This is a genomic window from Pseudomonas sp. S8 (genome assembly GCF_050473925.1).
Taxonomy (GTDB): domain Bacteria; phylum Pseudomonadota; class Gammaproteobacteria; order Pseudomonadales; family Pseudomonadaceae; genus Aquipseudomonas; species Aquipseudomonas parakoreensis.
The window spans coordinates 1,786,229-1,802,510 of the sequence record NZ_JBFDVZ010000016.1; the positions used below are offsets into that span (position 1 = coordinate 1,786,229).

At 62.3% G+C, this 16,282-nt stretch carries 17 protein-coding genes; 13 read left to right on the forward strand and 4 right to left on the reverse strand.

Annotated features, from left to right (window positions below; genetic code table 11):
- Together AB1J88_RS09200 and AB1J88_RS09205 are read left to right on the forward strand one after the other, a co-directional pair.
- Positions 1–1,353 carry a c-type cytochrome gene (locus AB1J88_RS09200; RefSeq protein ID WP_430290889.1) on the forward strand — a complete coding sequence of 451 codons (1,353 nt, stop codon included), beginning with the start codon at positions 1–3 and terminating at the stop codon, positions 1,351–1,353.
- A gap of 11 nt (positions 1,354–1,364) precedes the next feature.
- On the forward strand, positions 1,365–2,369 hold the full coding sequence (locus AB1J88_RS09205) for an XdhC family protein (protein WP_430290890.1): 1,005 nt from the start codon (positions 1,365–1,367) through the stop codon (positions 2,367–2,369).
- Between the two features lie 45 nt (positions 2,370–2,414).
- Here AB1J88_RS09205 and AB1J88_RS09210 read toward each other — a convergent pair whose 3' ends face one another.
- From AB1J88_RS09210 to AB1J88_RS09220, 3 genes are all read right to left on the reverse strand, one after another.
- Positions 2,415–3,365 carry a bifunctional helix-turn-helix transcriptional regulator/GNAT family N-acetyltransferase gene (locus tag AB1J88_RS09210; protein ID WP_430290891.1) on the reverse strand — a complete coding sequence of 317 codons (951 nt, stop codon included), beginning with the start codon at positions 3,363–3,365 and terminating at the stop codon, positions 2,415–2,417.
- A 217-nt stretch (positions 3,366–3,582) separates the two neighbouring features.
- Complete coding sequence (locus AB1J88_RS09215) at positions 3,583–3,924, reverse strand: hypothetical protein (RefSeq protein WP_041062700.1); 342 nt, start codon at positions 3,922–3,924, stop codon at positions 3,583–3,585.
- Positions 3,925–4,007: 83 nt separating this feature from the next.
- Entirely contained in the window at positions 4,008–4,652 is a 645-nt protein-coding gene (locus tag AB1J88_RS09220) for an ATPase (protein WP_430290892.1), read from the reverse strand.
- 170 nt (positions 4,653–4,822) lie between these two features.
- On the opposite strand from AB1J88_RS09220, the gene AB1J88_RS09225 reads away from it, so the two are divergent.
- From AB1J88_RS09225 to AB1J88_RS09250, 6 genes are all read left to right on the forward strand, one after another.
- A complete protein-coding gene (locus AB1J88_RS09225; protein WP_047294879.1) occupies positions 4,823–5,071 on the forward strand; it encodes a hypothetical protein in 249 nt (82 codons plus the stop codon).
- A 103-nt stretch (positions 5,072–5,174) separates the two neighbouring features.
- On the forward strand, positions 5,175–6,332 hold the full coding sequence (locus AB1J88_RS09230) for a GGDEF domain-containing protein (protein ID WP_430290893.1): 1,158 nt from the start codon (positions 5,175–5,177) through the stop codon (positions 6,330–6,332).
- A gap of 8 nt (positions 6,333–6,340) precedes the next feature.
- Positions 6,341–6,835: a PaaI family thioesterase gene (locus AB1J88_RS09235; protein ID WP_086790903.1), complete on the forward strand. Its 495-nt coding sequence runs from the start codon at positions 6,341–6,343 to the stop codon at positions 6,833–6,835.
- A 210-nt stretch (positions 6,836–7,045) separates the two neighbouring features.
- Positions 7,046–7,918: an AraC family transcriptional regulator gene (locus tag AB1J88_RS09240; protein WP_430290894.1), complete on the forward strand. Its 873-nt coding sequence runs from the start codon at positions 7,046–7,048 to the stop codon at positions 7,916–7,918.
- A gap of 85 nt (positions 7,919–8,003) precedes the next feature.
- Positions 8,004–9,548 carry a class I SAM-dependent methyltransferase gene (locus AB1J88_RS09245; protein WP_430290895.1) on the forward strand — a complete coding sequence of 515 codons (1,545 nt, stop codon included), beginning with the start codon at positions 8,004–8,006 and terminating at the stop codon, positions 9,546–9,548.
- Positions 9,549–9,750: 202 nt separating this feature from the next.
- Positions 9,751–11,880: a TonB-dependent receptor family protein gene (locus AB1J88_RS09250; protein WP_430290896.1), complete on the forward strand. Its 2,130-nt coding sequence runs from the start codon at positions 9,751–9,753 to the stop codon at positions 11,878–11,880.
- 37 nt (positions 11,881–11,917) lie between these two features.
- On the opposite strand, the gene AB1J88_RS09255 is transcribed toward AB1J88_RS09250, so the two are convergent.
- Complete coding sequence (locus AB1J88_RS09255) at positions 11,918–12,286, reverse strand: lysozyme inhibitor LprI family protein (protein ID WP_108182415.1); 369 nt, start codon at positions 12,284–12,286, stop codon at positions 11,918–11,920.
- Between the two features lie 41 nt (positions 12,287–12,327).
- On the opposite strand from AB1J88_RS09255, the gene AB1J88_RS09260 reads away from it, so the two are divergent.
- The 5 genes from AB1J88_RS09260 (at position 12,328) to AB1J88_RS09280 (ending at position 16,243) form a co-directional block, all read left to right on the forward strand.
- Positions 12,328–12,558 (forward strand): hypothetical protein, encoded by a 231-nt coding sequence (locus AB1J88_RS09260; RefSeq protein ID WP_198759328.1) that lies wholly within the window; start codon positions 12,328–12,330, stop codon positions 12,556–12,558.
- A gap of 660 nt (positions 12,559–13,218) precedes the next feature.
- A complete protein-coding gene (locus tag AB1J88_RS09265) occupies positions 13,219–13,404 on the forward strand; it encodes a DUF1843 domain-containing protein (RefSeq protein WP_041062751.1) in 186 nt (61 codons plus the stop codon).
- A gap of 34 nt (positions 13,405–13,438) precedes the next feature.
- Complete coding sequence (locus tag AB1J88_RS09270) at positions 13,439–14,056, forward strand: DUF1842 domain-containing protein (RefSeq protein WP_108182413.1); 618 nt, start codon at positions 13,439–13,441, stop codon at positions 14,054–14,056.
- Positions 14,057–14,098: 42 nt separating this feature from the next.
- Entirely contained in the window at positions 14,099–14,677 is a 579-nt protein-coding gene (locus tag AB1J88_RS09275) for a DUF1842 domain-containing protein (protein ID WP_430290897.1), read from the forward strand.
- A gap of 102 nt (positions 14,678–14,779) precedes the next feature.
- Positions 14,780–16,243, forward strand: coding sequence for a GDL motif peptide-associated radical SAM/SPASM maturase (locus tag AB1J88_RS09280; RefSeq protein ID WP_430290898.1), 1,464 nt, complete (start codon positions 14,780–14,782; stop codon positions 16,241–16,243).
- The last annotated feature ends 39 nt before the right edge of the window (positions 16,244–16,282 follow it).

Below are 16,282 nucleotides of genomic sequence, written 5' to 3' on the forward strand. Positions count from 1 at the left end.
ATGAATAACCGCCGATTCGCAAGAACCGCAGGCTGGCTGGCAGTGCCGTGCCTGGTCGCGGCAGGCCTGCTGGCCTGGTATGTCACCCGCGAGCCTGTCTCGCGCCTTGAAAACAACCACACCGCCGTGGCCGACATCGACCCGGCGCTGGTCGCTCGTGGCGAATACGTCGCCCGACTCAGCGATTGCGTGGCGTGCCACAGCGTGCCGGGCGGTGCGCCGTTCGCTGGCGGCCTGGAAATGGCCACGCCACTGGGCGCGATCCACGCGACCAACATCACCCCGGAGCCGGAAACCGGCATCGGTCGCTACAGCCTGGCGGATTTCGACCGTGCGGTGCGCCACGGCGTGGCACCCGACAGCCGCCGTCTGTACCCGGCGATGCCCTACCCGTCCTACGCCAAGCTCAGTGACGACGATGTGCGCGCGCTGTATGCGTTTTTCATGAAAGGCGTGGCACCGGTCAAGCAGGCGAATATCCCGAGTGCGATTCCTTTCCCGTTGAACCTGCGCTGGCCGATTGCGCTGTGGAACGGTGTGTTTGCCGAGACCGAGCCTTACGTGGCCAAACCGTCGCAGGATGCCGTGTGGAATCGCGGCGCTTATCTCGTTCAAGGCGCAGGACACTGCGGCAGTTGCCATACGCCGCGCGGTCTTGCGTTCAACGAGAAGGCTCTGGATGAATCCGCCACGCCGTACCTCGCCGGCGCCTTGCTCGATGGCTGGTACGCGCCGAGCCTGCGTGATGATCACAACACCGGCCTGGGTCGCTGGAGCGAACCGGAGATCGTGCAGTTCCTCAAGACCGGGCGTAACAAACATGCAGTGGTTTATGGCTCAATGACCGAGGCGTTCAACAACTCGACGCAGTTCATGAGCGATGACGATCTGACCGCGATTGCCCGTTATCTCAAGTCATTGCCCGGGGACCGTCAGCGCGACGGCCAGCCATGGCAGTACCAAGCGGTTTCGGCGACGGAACGTCTGGACGCGCCCGGTGCCCATACCTACGTCACGCGCTGTGCTTCGTGCCACGGTTTGGACGGCAAGGGCCAGTCGGAATGGATGCCGCCGCTGGCCGGCGCCACGTCGGCACTGGCCAAGGAAAGTGCTTCGGCGATCAACATCACCCTCAACGGTTCGCAACGGGTGGTGGCCGCCGGAGTACCGGACGCCTATCGCATGCCGGCCTTCCGTGAGCAGTTGTCGGATCAAGAGATCGCCGAAGTGCTGACCTTCATGCGCAGCACCTGGGGCAATCAGGGCGGTGCCATTGAAGCGCAGGTGGTCAACAAGCTGCGTGAACGTACCGATCCGGCCAGCAGCAGCCCGATCATCCTGCAAATGCGTTAGAGGAACGTTTGATGGAAAGCATCGACTTGCTGGTCCTGCGCACCGCGCGGGACTGGCTCGCCGCCGGCGAGCGAGTGTTGCTCGCCACGGTGGCGCGCACATGGGGCTCTTCGCCGCGCCCGACAGGGTCGATGATGGCCTTGCGTAACGACGGACGCGTGGTCGGCAGCGTGTCCGGCGGCTGCATCGAGGACGACCTGATCCAGCGCTACACCACCGCGCAGGGCGGCAGCGGCCTCAAGGACAGTGCGCCCGAGGTGGTGCGCTACGGCGTCAGCGCCGACGAGGCGCATCGTTTCGGTTTGCCCTGTGGCGGCACGCTTGAGCTGATTTTTGAGTTCAATCCCTCATGGCAGGTGCTGGACCAACTGCTGCTGCAACTGGATGCCGGGCAACTGGTGCGCCGCTGCCTGGCACTGGATAACGGTCGCGTCACACTGCAAGCCACAGCCACCCCGGAGCAATTCAGTTTCGACGGCCAACAGATGCTCAATACCCTCGGGCCGGGGTATCGGCTGCTGATGATCGGTGCCGGCGCACTGGCCGAGTATCTGGCGACCATGGCGCTGTTCAACGGCTTCAAGGTCGCGGTGTGCGACCCGCGTGCCGAATACATCGACACCTGGGCGGTGAACGGTGTGGAGCGGATCATTGGCATGCCGGATGACGTGGTACGCGACTTCGCGGTCGATCTGCGCACCTGCATCGTCGCCTTGAGCCATGATCCGCGACTCGACGATCTGGCACTGCTCGAGGCCCTGCACAGCCCGGCGTTTTACATCGGCGCCATCGGCTCGCGGCGCAACAGTCAGCTGCGCCGCGAACGTCTGATCGAGCATTTTGGTGAGACCCAGGCATCACTCGAACGGCTGCACGGGCCAATCGGCATCTACATTGGCAGCAAGACACCGGCGGAGATCGCGGTCAGCGTGATGGCCGAGATCCTGGCCGCGAAGAATGGCGCCAGCCTGCCGAAGGCGTTTTCGATTGCCAGCTCCAAGACGCAGGTAGCCTGACTGGCGGACGTGTTCAGCGCCTGCGTGATGACGCTGAATCAACCTTCAACGTGAGGCGGCACGGGTGAACTGCTGTTCCGTGACCACGCTGCCCCACTGGCTGCCCTGCTCTTCCATGGTCAATTCGAACCCGGCGGCTTCGTACAGTCGGCGCGCGGCGTCGAGGCCCTTGAAGGTCCAGAGCTGGATCGCGTCAAAACCCTGCTGATCGCAAAACTCCACCGCCGCGCTCAGCAGTTGCCGGCCGACGCCACTGCCGCGGCAGCCGTCGTCGAGGATGAACCAGCGCAGATGCGCCTGATTGTTACCCAGATCCTGGCCGTCGATCGCGATCGAGCCGACGATGCGCTCATCAAGCATCGCCACCCAGATCTGGTTGCAGGGCTGATCGAGGCGCCCGACAAACTCCGCCGTTTCACTGGCGACGCGGCTTTCAAAGATCGCGCCGAAACCGGAATGCCGCGAATAATAATCCGCATGCATTTGCGCCACGCGGCCGATCAGGCCGGGGCGATAGCCGGCGCTGATGTGCAGGTTCGGCGTGAGTGGCCGGTCAGCGCCCAGACGGATGCTTTTGAGCGCATGGGCGTAGGTTGCAAGGCCCTGCGCCACGCTCTGTTGTTGCGACGGATTGAGCGTGTTCAGTGCATTGCTGACCTGCGCCCGGCCGTAGGCATGAATGTCGGCGACGGTCTGCCGGCCCTGCGCGGTCAGCTGCAACAGCTTGACCCGGGCGTCCTCGGCGGCGCGCTCCTCGATCTCCCCGGCCTTGATCAGTTTGCCGACCATGCGGCTGACACTGGACTTTTCCAGACCAAGGCTTTGCGCCAGTTGTGCAGCGCTGACGCCGTCCCCGGCTTCGATTTCCAGCAATGCGTGCACGCCGGAGGCTGAATAGTCGGTCGCCGCCAGGGTGGCGCGCAGGAAACCGAACTCACGCACCATCGTGCGTGACGCTGTACGGATTTCTTCGATCAAGGCTGTAGGGACACTCATGACACATCACCGCTGAAATTTAGTTGTACTATACAACCATATCCCCTGTCGCCGACGCAAGCAGCCGACCACGCCGGGCAAGCGTCAGCGTGCCGACATCAACACCGCAGCAAACGACAGGCAAAAAAAGCCCCGCAACCGGATGAGGTGCGGGGCAAAGTATTGGTTGGTTGCGGCCAACCAAAGGAGCTCGGTCAGAACGGTGTGCGCGGCCGGGTCAGATGCAATCCTGGGCAGCGCGTTCAAAACTGGAAGGCAGGAAGTTCGAAGCCAGCAAGTGGCGCTCGTAGATGAACACCTTGCCGCCGTTGCCGGCCTTGTAGGCCTCCAGCACGTTGTCTGCCGACACCTTGCTTGGCACCACGATCCGGTAGCTGCGCTGGGTCTGCGAGACGGTCGGGTTCAGCGCACTGCTCTGCAGCTTGGGCACCACGCAATCGGCGTATTGCGCCGGAGTCTTGCGGGTCTGCAAGGTGAGCGTCGGGTCGTTCGGTGCGGAGGCGCAACCGGCGAGCAGCAAGGAGGCAACCGCCAGGGTCGGGGCAAAAAAAGTACGCATCGGTGTAATCCTGAAAATAAAAGTCCGGTTCATCCGGCAACGGTTCAGCGTCACGCCGCCGCTGCCCTTTTGGTTTTGAGTGTTCAGCTGGAAGCCACCAGCGCCTTGAGCGAGGCATCGAACTGCTTCAAGGCATTGAGTTGCAGATCACGTTGCTGCTCGATCTGCGCGGCAATCTCCTGCGCCGCTTTGTCGTGTACCCAGACCGACGGAATCTGTTTCTCAGCCGAGCCCTCGGCCTTGCCGATGTACTGCAGATCGGCATCGTAGAAACGCGCGATGAAATGCGCCTCGTACAGGCTGTTTTGCTGGGTCAGCAAGCGGTTGAAGGTGTCGAGTTTCACCACAATGTCCGGGTGTGCCTGAATCAGCGCATCAAGGCTGTCGTAAACCGTCACCGACGAAAAATGACGCTGCAGCGAGCTGAGCAACCAATCGATGGCCAGTTCCGGGTCGGAGCTGCTGACAAAGGCTGCACGAATTCGCGAATCCAGCGCATCCTTGGCGCCGTGCAACGCCATGTCGTGGTAGCGCGTCAGGTATTGCAGGTTTTCCCGGGTGTTTTCGCTGTACAGCACACCCACGGTCTGTGAATGTTGCAATGTCGCGCTGCTGCCGGCGATTGGCTGAAGATGACACGCACAAGCGTCGTCTGCGTAAGACGGTGCCGTGGCTACCATGCCGCTCATCAGCAGAGCGGTCAGCGCCAGTCGGGTCAGGGTCTTCATCGCGCAATTTCCTTGAGCTGCGTTTTCAATGAAGGCAATTTTCCGCCTATTGCTTGCAAAGCTGAACTTGCGTTTCGTGATGGTCACTATTACTTCTAGCGATAGTTACCGACGATAACGTTTGATCCATGCTCATCTCTAATGACTAAAACAACAGTGAGGACGCCGCTTTGAGAACCTTTGACCTGATCCGCGACGCGGTTTTGCCGGACTTTCGCGAGCGGGTGGCGGAATACCTGGTGCAGTACGAAAACGTGTTGCTGGACAAGGACATCACCGATGTGCAGCTCAAACGCGATACGGCCAATCAGTTGCGTGGCTATCTGCGCGGGCTGAACACCACGCGAGTGCTGGGCATGGCTTATTGGGAAGAACTGGATCGGCGGGTCGTCGACACTTGGCTCGCGCCACAGTCATGACGGCGAACGCCCGGCCATGACATCAGCGTGCGGAGCCTGCCAAAACGGCCCCGAACGCTTACAATCGCCGGCCCTACCGACCTTCTGACAGGCTCCCCCGGAAATGCCGCTCGACCCACTGACGATGCTGACCATTTCGATCGCTCTCGCAGCCGCCGCCGCGCTGTATCTGGCGGTCGAGTGGCGCAGCATTCGTGAGCCTTCGCTGCTGTTCTGGAGCGCCGGTTTCGCCACCATCACCATCGGTTCCACCCTGGCCCTGCTGCGCAGCAACGGTTTTCTGCTGATCGGCATCTGGTTCGCCAACGGCTTGCTGGTGACCGCGCACTTTCTGTTTTTGCTGGGGGTGGCGCGCTTCACGCAGATCCGTCTGTCCCCGGCCTGGTACCTGATTTTCGTCAGCTGGCTGGTGATGCTGTTGTTGCCGGACGGGCCGCTGTGGTCGAAAGTCATGCTGGCCGCCAACTCGCTGCTGGTGGCCGCCTCGACGCTCAAGGCCAGTCTGCTGCTGCGGCCCCATGGCAGCTCGCTGAGCGTCGGCGCGGTGCAACTGCGCTACGTGTTGCTCGGTCACGGGCTGTTCTATGTGGCCAAGGCCCTGACCGTGATGATCCCGGGCACGCTGATCGATCTGGCGGCGTTCCGGGGTGAAATCATTCAGATTTCGCTGGTCGAAGGCGCAATGGCGATCATGCTGATTGCGCTGTCGATGACCGGCACCGAACGCTACCGGCGCGAGGAACAGATCGCCCGACTGGCCGCCCGTGATCCACTGACCGCTCTCTACAACCGCCGCGCCCTCGATGCGCGCGCGCCGCGCTTGCTGCAGGACGTCTCCCCGGCGCATCCGGGTGCCCTGCTGCTGATCGATATCGACAACTTCAAATCGGTCAACGATCAGTATGGCCACAGCGCCGGCGACCGTTTGCTGGTGGCTTTGAGCGAAATGATCCGCGCCGAGACCTCCGATGAGGCGCTCGCCGCCCGTTTGGGCGGCGACGAGTTCGTGATTTTACTGAGCAACGCGCCCAGTGATCACGTCGTCAGACTGGGCGACGCCCTGCGCGATCAGTTTCACCGCAGCGCCGCCCAGGCATTTCCGACACCAGAGCCGGTGACGTTAAGCATCGGCGCCAGCCTGTTCAACCAGCCACCGGCCAGCCTCGCGGCATTGATCGAACAAGGCGACGCCGCGCTCTATGAATCCAAGCGCGGTGGGCGCAACCGCCTGCGCCTGACCGGAATCACCCCTTCAGGATGACCAGCCCCATGACCCGTTCCGAAACGCCCCTGCAAGACCTCGCCGCCCCCGAAGGCATCTGCTACGGCTGCGGCGGCCGCAACCCGCATGGGCTGCACGTCAAAAGCTTCTGGCACGAGGACGGCGTGCATGTGATGGCCGAACACCTGCCGGACGACAAATACTGCGGCTGGCCGGACCTGGTGTACGGCGGGTTGCTGGCGATGCTGGTCGACTGCCATTCCAACTGGACCGCGATGGCTTACCACTACCGCGCCGAACAGCGTGCCCCGGGCAGCCTGCCGCGCATCGACTGCGTCACCGGCAACCTTGGCCTCAAGTTCATCAAACCCACGCCGATGGGCGTCACCCTGACCTTGCGCGCCAGGGTCGAAGGCGATGTCGGGCGCAAAACCCGGGTGATCTGCGAGGTGTACGCCGGGGAAGTGCTGACGGCGGTGGGTGATTCGGTGTTCGTGCGGGTCGATACCGGGCAACTGGCGGACGCGGCGCACGGCCGCTGACTCCACACGCTCTCCTGTAGGAGCTGTCGAGTGCAACGAGGCTGCGATCTCTTGATTCTGACCTTGATGGAGGACGCCAAAAATCAACCTCAAAAGATCGCAGCCTTCGGCAGCTCCTACAGAACCGATACTTGAGCAAACCCGGCTAGGCGCGCCTACGCCAAAATCGACGAGGCTATAGCCGACCGCACTTCCAGGAGTCTCCACCCAGTGTCCGACCTGCCGACCCACCGCGCCTATACCCGGCGCTTCAACAGCGTGCTCGCCTACATCGATGCCCATCTCGAAGGTGACCTGTCGGTGAATACGTTGAGTCAGTTGGCGAACTTTTCGGTGTTTCACTTCCATCGGCAATTCAGCGCGTTCGTTGGCGTGCCGGTCTCGCGCTACGTGCAGCTGATGCGCTTGCGCCGGGCTGCCCATCGGCTGGCCGCGCAACCGCAGCACTCGATACTCGACGCCGCGTCTGACGCCGGGTTCGAGAGTCCGGAAGCGTTCAGCCGGGCGTTCCGGCGCGACTTCGGCATGACGCCCAGTGCCTTCAGGAAGCAACCGAACTGGCAGACCTGGAATGCGGTATTCGCCATCCCTCACTTTTCCAGGAGCGTCATCATGCAAACCAGAATCATCGACTTCCCGACCGTGCGGGTCGCCGCGCTTGAGCACCGCGGCGCGCCGGGCGAAGTTCAGCAAAGTGTGCAGACATTCATCGCCTGGCGCCTGCACAGCGGGCAGTCGCCCGTGGCGTCCAGTCGCACCTTCGGCATTCCCTTCAACAACCCCGACACCACGCCTGCGGAGGATTTTCGCTTCGCCATCTGTGGCGAGATTGAAGAGCCGGTAGCACCGAATACGTTCGGCGTGGAGGAACTCGTTATTCCCGGAGGCCGTTGTGTGGTGGTGCGGCACGTCGGTTCACCTGACCACATCGGTGAAACGATCTACCCGATCTATCGCGACTGGCTGCCCACCAGCGGTGAGGAATTGCGCGATCATCCGCTGTTTTTCCATTACCTGAGCGTCTATCCCGAGACACCGCAAGAGCAGTGGCAGACGGACGTGTACGTACCTTTGCAAGGGTAAGTGCCACTGAGCTGTTTTTCCGCTTGTGGTGCCCAAGGACAACCCTTTATAAGAGCGGCTTCTCTCTCGAAATAAAGGGTTCACCATGAGCAATGCCTGGAACGAAGGGTATTTCACCGACGAGGGCTACACCTACTCGTATAGCCGGGAAATCAATCCGGTGTTCCAGCGTTTTTGCCTGTTGTTGCGCGGCTTTGCCACGCTGGAGAGTGCCGCTGGCTACCACTGCGAACTGGGCTTCGGCCAGGGTGTGTCGATCAACATCCACGCTGCCGCCAACCCGGGAAACTACGTCGGCACCGATTTCATGCCATCCCAGGCCGCGCATGCCATTGCATTGGCGAGCGACTGGAACAGCCAGGCCCGCCTGTATGACGACAGTTTCGAGCAATTGCTGGCCCGGGATGACCTGCCGGCCTTCAACAGTATCAGCCTGCATGGCATCTGGACCTGGGTCAGCCGCGACAATCAGCAACTGATCGTCGAATTCGCCCGCCGTCACCTCAAACCCGGCGGCCTGTTGTATGTCAGCTACAACTGTTTCCCGGGCTGGTCGCCTTCGGCGCCCTTGCGCAATCTGTTCAGTCTGCACAACCGCTTTGCCAGCCATGCCTCCACCAGCCCGGCCAAACGTATCGATGCCGCGATGCAATTTTCCGAAGCGCTGCTGGCGGCCAATCCGAAGTACGCCAGAACGGCGCCGGCTCTCGGTGCCCAGTTGCAGAGCATCAAGGGCCAGAATCGTCAGTACGTGGCCCATGAGTACTTCAATCGCGACTGGAACTGCATGTATTTCACCGACGTGGTCGACGCCATGGCGGCGGCCAAACTCGACTACGCCGCGACGGCCGTGCCGTTGGATACCGTTGCTGCACTGAATCTGAGTGCAGAAGGCATGGACTTTCTGCAGGGGATCGAGCATCCGGTCATGCGCGAACAGGCGCGCGACTACTTCATCAATCAGAACTTCCGCCGGGATCTGTACGTACGCGGTGCCAATCGGTTGTCTGCCGCCGAACAGCGCGATGCCCTGCTGAGAAGCCGTTTTGTCCTGTTGCAAGCCATTGAAAACATTCCCGACACCGTCACGGGTCCGGCCGGTGCGGCTTCGCTGCAAGCGGAGATCTACAGCCCGGTGCTCGCAGCGCTCGCAGCCAATGCCTATGCCGCGAAGACCCTGCAGCAGTTGTCGATGGCTGTGGGCTCCGTGTCTTACGACGACCTGGTGCAGGCTGTCACCGTGCTGATCGGCATGGGCGTCGCCGCCCCGTGCCAGAGCGAAGCCGCTGAAAGACAGGTGCAGGAACGTTGCGACACCCTCAACCTGCAACTGTGCAAGCGGGCGCTGTTCAACAGCGATATTCAGGTGCTGGCCAGCCCGGTCACCGGCGGTGGCGTGGCAGTCAGCCGCGTCCAGCAGTTGTTCCTGATTTCGCTCAAACAAGGCATGACTGACCCGCAAGACTGGGCGCAACTGGCGTGGGCCGTCATCGGTGAACAGGGCGAAGTGCTGCTCAGGGGTGACCAGCCGCTGCTCACCGCCGAAGAAAACCTTGCCGAGATGACTGAGCAGGCCCGGGTATTTGCCCAGACACCGCTGGACATTCTCATGGCGTTGAAGATTGCCTGATCCCTCCACACGCCGAACGACTGGCCGCGATCACCAGCGGCCGGTCGTCTGCGTTGGCGGCCATGGATGCCGCCTCCGGACTTGACCTCCAGCACTTCCATCCCTGACTCCCCGGCGAAAAAGCAAAATTGCCATGTGTTTCCATCGTTCCTTCTGGCGTCGCACTGTTCATTGCCCGTCCCTGTCTGTCTGGAGTTTCTCGATGCCGTCGCCCAAATCCCTGCCCTCTGCCCTGCTGGGCCTGGCCCTCGCCTGCCCGGTCATGGCCGAGGAACCCAAAGGCATGGAGTTGGGACAGGTGCTGATTTCCGCTGACGAGCAAAGTGGCACCGATGCCTCCGTGGCGGAGGCCGAAGCGCGTCTGGCGCAAGTGCCCGGCGGCAGCAATGTGGTCGACATGCGTCAGCCGTTGCAGGGCCGGGTGGCGAGCAATCAGGACGTCCTGGCGTATCAGCCGGGGGTCTACGCGCAGTCGGCGGGCAACGAAGGGGTGAAGATTTCGATCCGGGGTTCGGGGATCAACCGCGCACCCGGCGCGCACGCTTCGGGGTTGTACACGATGCTCGACGGCCTGCCGCTGACCGGCCCCGGCGGCACGCCCTACGAATTGCTCGAACCGCTGTGGCTCGACCATGTGGAGGTGCTGCGCGGCGCCAACGGCTTTGATCGTGGTGCGCTGGCGCTGGGCGGCGCCGTCGATTACGTCAGCCACACCGGCTACGACGCGCCGAAATTGCAGGTGCGCTATGCCACCGGCAGCCATGGTTACCAGCAGCGTCAGGTGAGTTCCGGGCAGGTGCTGGGCGACTTCGATTACTACGTGTCGCTGACCGACGCGAACGCTGACGGCTATCAGGATCACACCGCCAGCGAAAGCCAGGGCGTGATCGCCAACTTCGGCTACCGCTTCAGCCCGAACCTGGAGACCCGCTTCTATTTCCGTTACCGCGAGACCGACAACGACCTCGCCGGCCGTGTGACCAAGCATTCGATCGAGCACACGCCACGGGCGGCCAACCCGGCTTACGTGGCGCGCGACGACAGCCGCAAACAACCGGGCAGCACCTTCATCGGCAACAAGACCACCTACTACATCGACGATGATTCGAGCATCCAGACCGGCCTGGTCTATCACGACTACCCGATGGACCTGCGCGAAGGCCCGAACCGTCTGAAAGTCGCCTACACCGACGTCAGCGGCACCTTCGACTACAAGCGCCGCGACACTTTTCTGGGTATGGAAAGCCATAGCACCGTGGGCCTGCGCACCACCAAACACCTGCCCAACGACGGCGCCAGTGAATTCGTGCGCATCCCGTCCGGCAACACCGCCGCGTATGCGCCGGGCACCCGCATGCGCAACTTCACCTATCAGGGTTCGGACACCGTTCTGCACGTCGGCAACGACCTGGAAATCGCCGACGACCTGTGGCTGACCACCGGCCTCGCCGCCCTCTACACCCGCCGCGAAAGCGCCGTCACCTACCCGCAAAACGGCGGCAAAACCAGCCTGGGCGACTGGGACTACGCGCCGCGTCTGGGCCTGCGCTATCAGGTCACGCCGGACCTGCAGTTGTTCGGCAACCTCAGCCGTTCGGTCGAAGCACCGCACCCGTGGTCGCTGATCTACAGCTCGAACATCCGCTTCCCGGCCGGCAACGGTGCGGCGACCGGCACCCAGAGCGATCCGATCAAACTGCAGAACCAGACCGCGACCACCCTCGAACTCGGCGGTCGCGGCGACAGCACACTCGGCCAGTGGAGCCTGGCGTGGTACTACGCGCAGGTGCGCCACGAATTGCTGTCGGTGCTGCCGGACGCCCACGCCGTCACCCCGTACGAACTCAACGCCAGCCCCACCGTGCATCAGGGTGTCGAAGCCAGCTTGCAAAGCACGCTGTGGTCAGCCGCCGACGGACGTAAATTGAGCCTGCGTCAGGCCTACACGTTCAGCGACTTCCACTACCGCGACGATCAGCGTTTTGGCGACAACCGCCTGCCGGGTTTGCCGATGCATTACTACCAGGGCGAACTGCGCCACGACTGGCCACAAGGCTTCTTCGCGGCGGTCAACACGCAACTGGTGTCCAAGGTCGCGGTGGATTACGCCAACAGCTACTACGCCGATCCCTACGCACTGTTCGGTGCCACCGTCGGCTACAACGCGCCGAAAAACGACTGGCAAACCTGGCTCGACCTGCGCAACCTGACCAATAAGCACTACGCCGCGACGGTGACGCCGGGGTATGACGACAAGGGCCAGGATGCGGCGCGGTCTACGCCGGGTGAAGGGCTCGGGGTTTATGTCGGGGTGTCGTGGAGTTTGCTCTGACCGCAGGATCTGACCCGTAGCGGCAACAAACAGCGGGTCAAAACGGCCCCTGCGTCATCACCCGCGTCTCGATGATGTTGCGCAGCGCGTCAACCCGCTTCTGGTACAGCTCAGTCAAGCAACCGACCTTCGCGCCACAGGCCTTGCGGCTTTTCAGAAAAGCCTGCTGTTCGCCGATCAGCGCATCGCGCCCGCCCATCGGCAGCAGGCGTTTGTCGAGGCTGAACAGCTCGCCCATGGTCACGTCCAGGTCGTTCAGCGAGCGGTTGGCGCAGACTGCTTTCTCGTCTGCCGCTTTGGCCTTGGCACAGTCGAAACTGGCGGCGTGTGCTGAATTGGCAGCGATCAGCAGCGCACAGCCGAGGGCCGCGGCGGTCACCCGTGAAATTTCTAGAACTCGTGTCATGTCGTCGTATCCAACGTTGTAAGCCAATGGAGGTATGAGAAATGAAAAGCACCGACGACAGCAAGCCTGCTACCCCTCACAACGCACCACCGCTGGATGCGGCGGGCAAACCGGTGGATGTGGTTCGCCGGGATCTGCAGGACTGCGACGACGACACTAAGGCTGTGGACGAAGTGCTGACGCCGACCTCGATCCGCACCAAGGAACAGGAGGCCGAGGCACTCAAGCGCAAGACCGATGCGATCGAGCGCAAGGTTGCCGACGGCAATTAATTCGTCGAACACAGGGTAGCGCTGCTCGAATATGCGCGTTGGATGGATTGCTTATTGCCAATGATTCCATGCGTTGCGCGCGCCTCTCTTCCCTCCCGATAACCGTGTCCGTTCAAAGCCTTGAAGGTCTGGAGCGGATACGTCCTGCTGAGCGTCAAACTCCTGCCCGCGACCGTTCGGCGCTTTCGCTGGCAGGGCCGCCAAATCGCATCTAGGGTTGCGTGGCTGGCGATGTGCCAGCGACCCGCGAGCGGCGGTCACGCGCTCGCCCGTAGCAGCACTGGAAAAGAAATCAGGGATGGTTTTTGTGCTTGCGGTTGTTCTGCGCGCCACCGGGCGCGCCACTGATCCCTGCGTTTCGTTGTGTTCTCTCAAGGATAGAAAGATGAACAACGTACCGGTCATTTCCCCTTGCCAGCCCCTGAGGCAGGCCACTTGCGAAACACCCGACGTCCCGCCTGGCGGTTTCGGCTGAGGACACGCGCGGCCTCGGCGCATGGCGCCTGCGCCGTGCACCCGGACATCACCCTTGAACAGATCCCGACGGATCAGGTTGCTCGCCTGCCGGTGCTCCACAAGGCAGAGGCTGCCTGTCTGTCAGGTAAGGCGCCCCTTCTCGTCAGGGGGCGGTTTTGCAGCACCAATGAGGAAACCCTCGCTATGTCCCGTTCAACGGCCAACATCCCGCCTTACGGCGTCGCCATTCAAAGTGCGATCAAGCAAGGCGATGTGCAGCACATGAAGACGCTGTTGCAGCAACGCGACACCAGCAAGCCCGAAGCGCAAGACCTGAAAGACGCGTACGAAAAACTGGCCAGGGAAGTTTCCAGGCACGAAAAGTCCTGAAGCCATCAATCACATTGCAATGGAGGCAATCAACATGTCCGGATCCACTGAAAATGTCGGCCTGTTCCCGGTGAGCTATCGCATCGGCACCGGCGCTCCCGGTGCGCAGTCGCTGGCGCTGCACCTGCTGGTCTCGACACCCGATACGAAAGTCAACGGCACCGCCGCGATCACCCAGGCGACCAATCCGCCGCTCGACGTGCATTCCGACGTCTGGGGCGAGTACACCTACCTCACCGTGATGTCGCCCGGCGTCAGCAAGATTCTCGTGACGGCCCAGGGCAATCACGGCGGCCCAGGCGCCAACTCCCTCGATAACTTCGAGGTGCGGCTGGTGGTGGGCACTGACTGGCGCGAAGGTGTCGCCAACTATCGCTACTTCGATGGCCAACGCTGGCATGAGGTCAACAACGCCCCGGCGCATCTGGTGGAGTCGATACCTTCACCGTTCAATCCCGGCCCGGTGATCAACCCGCACCCACCGATCCTGCCGCTGTATGCCGCGCCGATTCAGAGCGCCATTGCCAGCGGTGACCTGGCGCAGATGAAAAATCTCGCCCGACTCGCCGAACAGCAACTGGAGCAACTGCCCAAATTGCGCGACGCACTGGACACCGCGAAGAAAGAGGTCAGCCGGCTGCAGAGCCGCTGAGTCAGGCCACTTGATTCACCATTCACTTCAGGGAGTAGCACCATGTCGATTGGACTTTTTCACACTCGTCTCTACATCAGCAACTCACTGCTTGGCGCACCGGTTCTGACCCTTGATCTGCTGGTCGACACCGCGCATAAACGGGTCAGCGGGATTGCCAGCGTGTTCCAGGCCACCTGGCCGACGGTCAATTTCCGGACTCAGGTCTGGGGCAGTTTTTCCGAAACCAAACTGACTGCAAACGTCGAGAACCACATCATCCTGACCCTTGACGGCGGTCCGAGCGGCCCGCTCAGCCAGATCGCCCAGACCTTCCACCTCAGAGGCATTCTGGGCGGCAACTGGGCCAGCGGTTTTGTCGATTATCGCTATGAAGAAAAGGGCCAGTGGCACGAGGTAAAGCACGTTGCGGTGCATCCGGCACCCAGCGAGCAACCGCACCCCACGCCGCATCCGCAACCCCTGTACGCCGTGGCCGTGCAGCAGGCGCAGGCCGGCGGCGATCTGGCGCAGCTCAGATCCGTGGTGCAACAGGCCGAGCAACAAGTGGCTCATGAGGGCGCCTTGCGCAGTGCGCTTGAGCATCTGAAAGCAGAAATCACGCGTCTGGAAACACGCTAACCGACCGGCCCCGGGCGCGATTGCACAGGATCGCGCCCGGGGCTTGTTCAACGGCGGTCAATGCCTTCGTAGCGCGCACAGGATGGTGCGCAAGGATTTCCCATGTCAGACGTGCGCCCTGCCCGTTATCTCAGCGACACCGATCTCAAACGCTACGTGCCGGTGCACGTGGTCTGGGAGATTACCCTGGCCTGCGACTTGAAATGCCTGCATTGCGGCTCCCGCGCAGGGCATCGCCGGCCTGACGAACTCAACACCCGCGAATGCCTGGACGTCATCGACTCGCTGGCCGCGCTCGGCACTCGCGAAATCACCCTGATCGGCGGTGAAGCCTATCTGCGCAAGGACTGGACACAACTGATCAAGGCCATTCACGACCACGGCATGTACTGCGCAATCCAGACCGGCGGGCGCAACCTGACCCCGGCGAAGATGCAGGCGGCGGTGGATGCCGGGCTCGACGGCGTGGGCATTTCCCTCGATGGCCTTGCGCCGTTGCACGATGCGGTGCGCAACGTTCCCGGCTCGTTCGACAAGGCCGTGGACACCCTGCGCCGGGCCAAAGCCTCGCGGCTGGCGGTGAGCGTCAACACCCAGATCGGCGCCGCGACCCTGCCCGACTTGCCAGCGCTGATGGACACCATCATCGAACTCGGCGCCACCCACTGGCAGATCCAGATCACCGTCGCCATGGGCAACGCGGTGGATCATCCGGAGTTGCTGCTGCAACCCTATCAATTGCTCGAAGTGATGCCGCTGCTTGCGCGGCTGTATCGCGAAGGTGTCGACCGTGGCTTGCTGATGAATGTCGGCAACAACATCGGCTATTACGGCCCGTATGAACACCTGTGGCGCGGCTTCGGCGACGAGCGCGTGCACTGGACCGGTTGCGCCGCCGGCCAGACCGTTCTGGCGCTGGAGGCCGACGGTACGGTCAAAGGCTGCCCGTCCCTGGCCACCGTGGGTTTCTCCGGCGGCAATGTGCGCAACATGAGCCTGCACGACATCTGGCATTACAGCGAAGGCATGCATTTCGGGCGCCTGCGCTCAGTGGATGACATGTGGGGTTACTGCCGTGGCTGTTATTACAACGACGTCTGTCGCGGCGGCTGCACCTGGACTTCGCATTCGCTGCTCGGCAAACCCGGCAACAACCCCTATTGCCATTACCGCACGCTGGAGCTGCACAAGCGCGGGTTGCGCGAGCGCATCGTCAAGGTCGAGGACGCGGCGCAGAAATCATTTGCGGTCGGCCGCTTCGACCTGATCACCGAACGCATCGACACCGGCGAAAAAGTCAGCAGCGTCAGCGACAGCGGTCAGGTGATCAAACTGGCATGGATCAATCAGGGCCAGCAATCGCCGGAACAAGGCCGGATCGCCCCACAACTGAGCCTGTGCCGCAGTTGCTTGCAGTACATCTATCCGCACGAGGTGATCTGTCCGCACTGCGCCGCCGATGTCGCCGCCGCCGAAGCCGAGCACCAGGCCAATCGCGCGCGGCAGCAGGCAATCATGAATACGCTGACCGGGCTGCTGGGCATTGCGCCCAGTCACTTGAACTGATTTTCGTGCAGTAAAACAGTCTGGATCGAAGGCTGAGCA

Bases quoted from the DNA above. Each gene is read 5' to 3' on its own strand.
- AB1J88_RS09255 (WP_108182415.1), bottom strand. From the start codon at position 12,286: ATGACACGAGTTCTAGAAATTTCACGGGTGACCGCCGCGGCCCTCGGC.
- AB1J88_RS09235 (WP_086790903.1), top strand. From the start codon at position 6,341: ATGACCCGTTCCGAAACGCCCCTGCAAGACCTCGCCGCCCCCGAAGGC.
- AB1J88_RS09215 (WP_041062700.1), bottom strand. From the start codon at position 3,924: ATGCGTACTTTTTTTGCCCCGACCCTGGCGGTTGCCTCCTTGCTGCTC.
- AB1J88_RS09230 (WP_430290893.1), top strand. From the start codon at position 5,175: ATGCCGCTCGACCCACTGACGATGCTGACCATTTCGATCGCTCTCGCA.
- AB1J88_RS09275 (WP_430290897.1), top strand. From the start codon at position 14,099: ATGTCGATTGGACTTTTTCACACTCGTCTCTACATCAGCAACTCACTG.
- AB1J88_RS09260 (WP_198759328.1), top strand. From the start codon at position 12,328: ATGAAAAGCACCGACGACAGCAAGCCTGCTACCCCTCACAACGCACCA.
- AB1J88_RS09265 (WP_041062751.1), top strand. From the start codon at position 13,219: ATGTCCCGTTCAACGGCCAACATCCCGCCTTACGGCGTCGCCATTCAA.
- AB1J88_RS09250 (WP_430290896.1), top strand. From the start codon at position 9,751: ATGCCGTCGCCCAAATCCCTGCCCTCTGCCCTGCTGGGCCTGGCCCTC.
- AB1J88_RS09205 (WP_430290890.1), top strand. From the start codon at position 1,365: ATGGAAAGCATCGACTTGCTGGTCCTGCGCACCGCGCGGGACTGGCTC.
- AB1J88_RS09245 (WP_430290895.1), top strand. From the start codon at position 8,004: ATGAGCAATGCCTGGAACGAAGGGTATTTCACCGACGAGGGCTACACC.
- AB1J88_RS09220 (WP_430290892.1), bottom strand. From the start codon at position 4,652: ATGAAGACCCTGACCCGACTGGCGCTGACCGCTCTGCTGATGAGCGGC.
- AB1J88_RS09270 (WP_108182413.1), top strand. From the start codon at position 13,439: ATGTCCGGATCCACTGAAAATGTCGGCCTGTTCCCGGTGAGCTATCGC.
- AB1J88_RS09280 (WP_430290898.1), top strand. From the start codon at position 14,780: ATGTCAGACGTGCGCCCTGCCCGTTATCTCAGCGACACCGATCTCAAA.
- AB1J88_RS09200 (WP_430290889.1), top strand. From the start codon at position 1: ATGAATAACCGCCGATTCGCAAGAACCGCAGGCTGGCTGGCAGTGCCG.
- AB1J88_RS09210 (WP_430290891.1), bottom strand. From the start codon at position 3,365: ATGAGTGTCCCTACAGCCTTGATCGAAGAAATCCGTACAGCGTCACGC.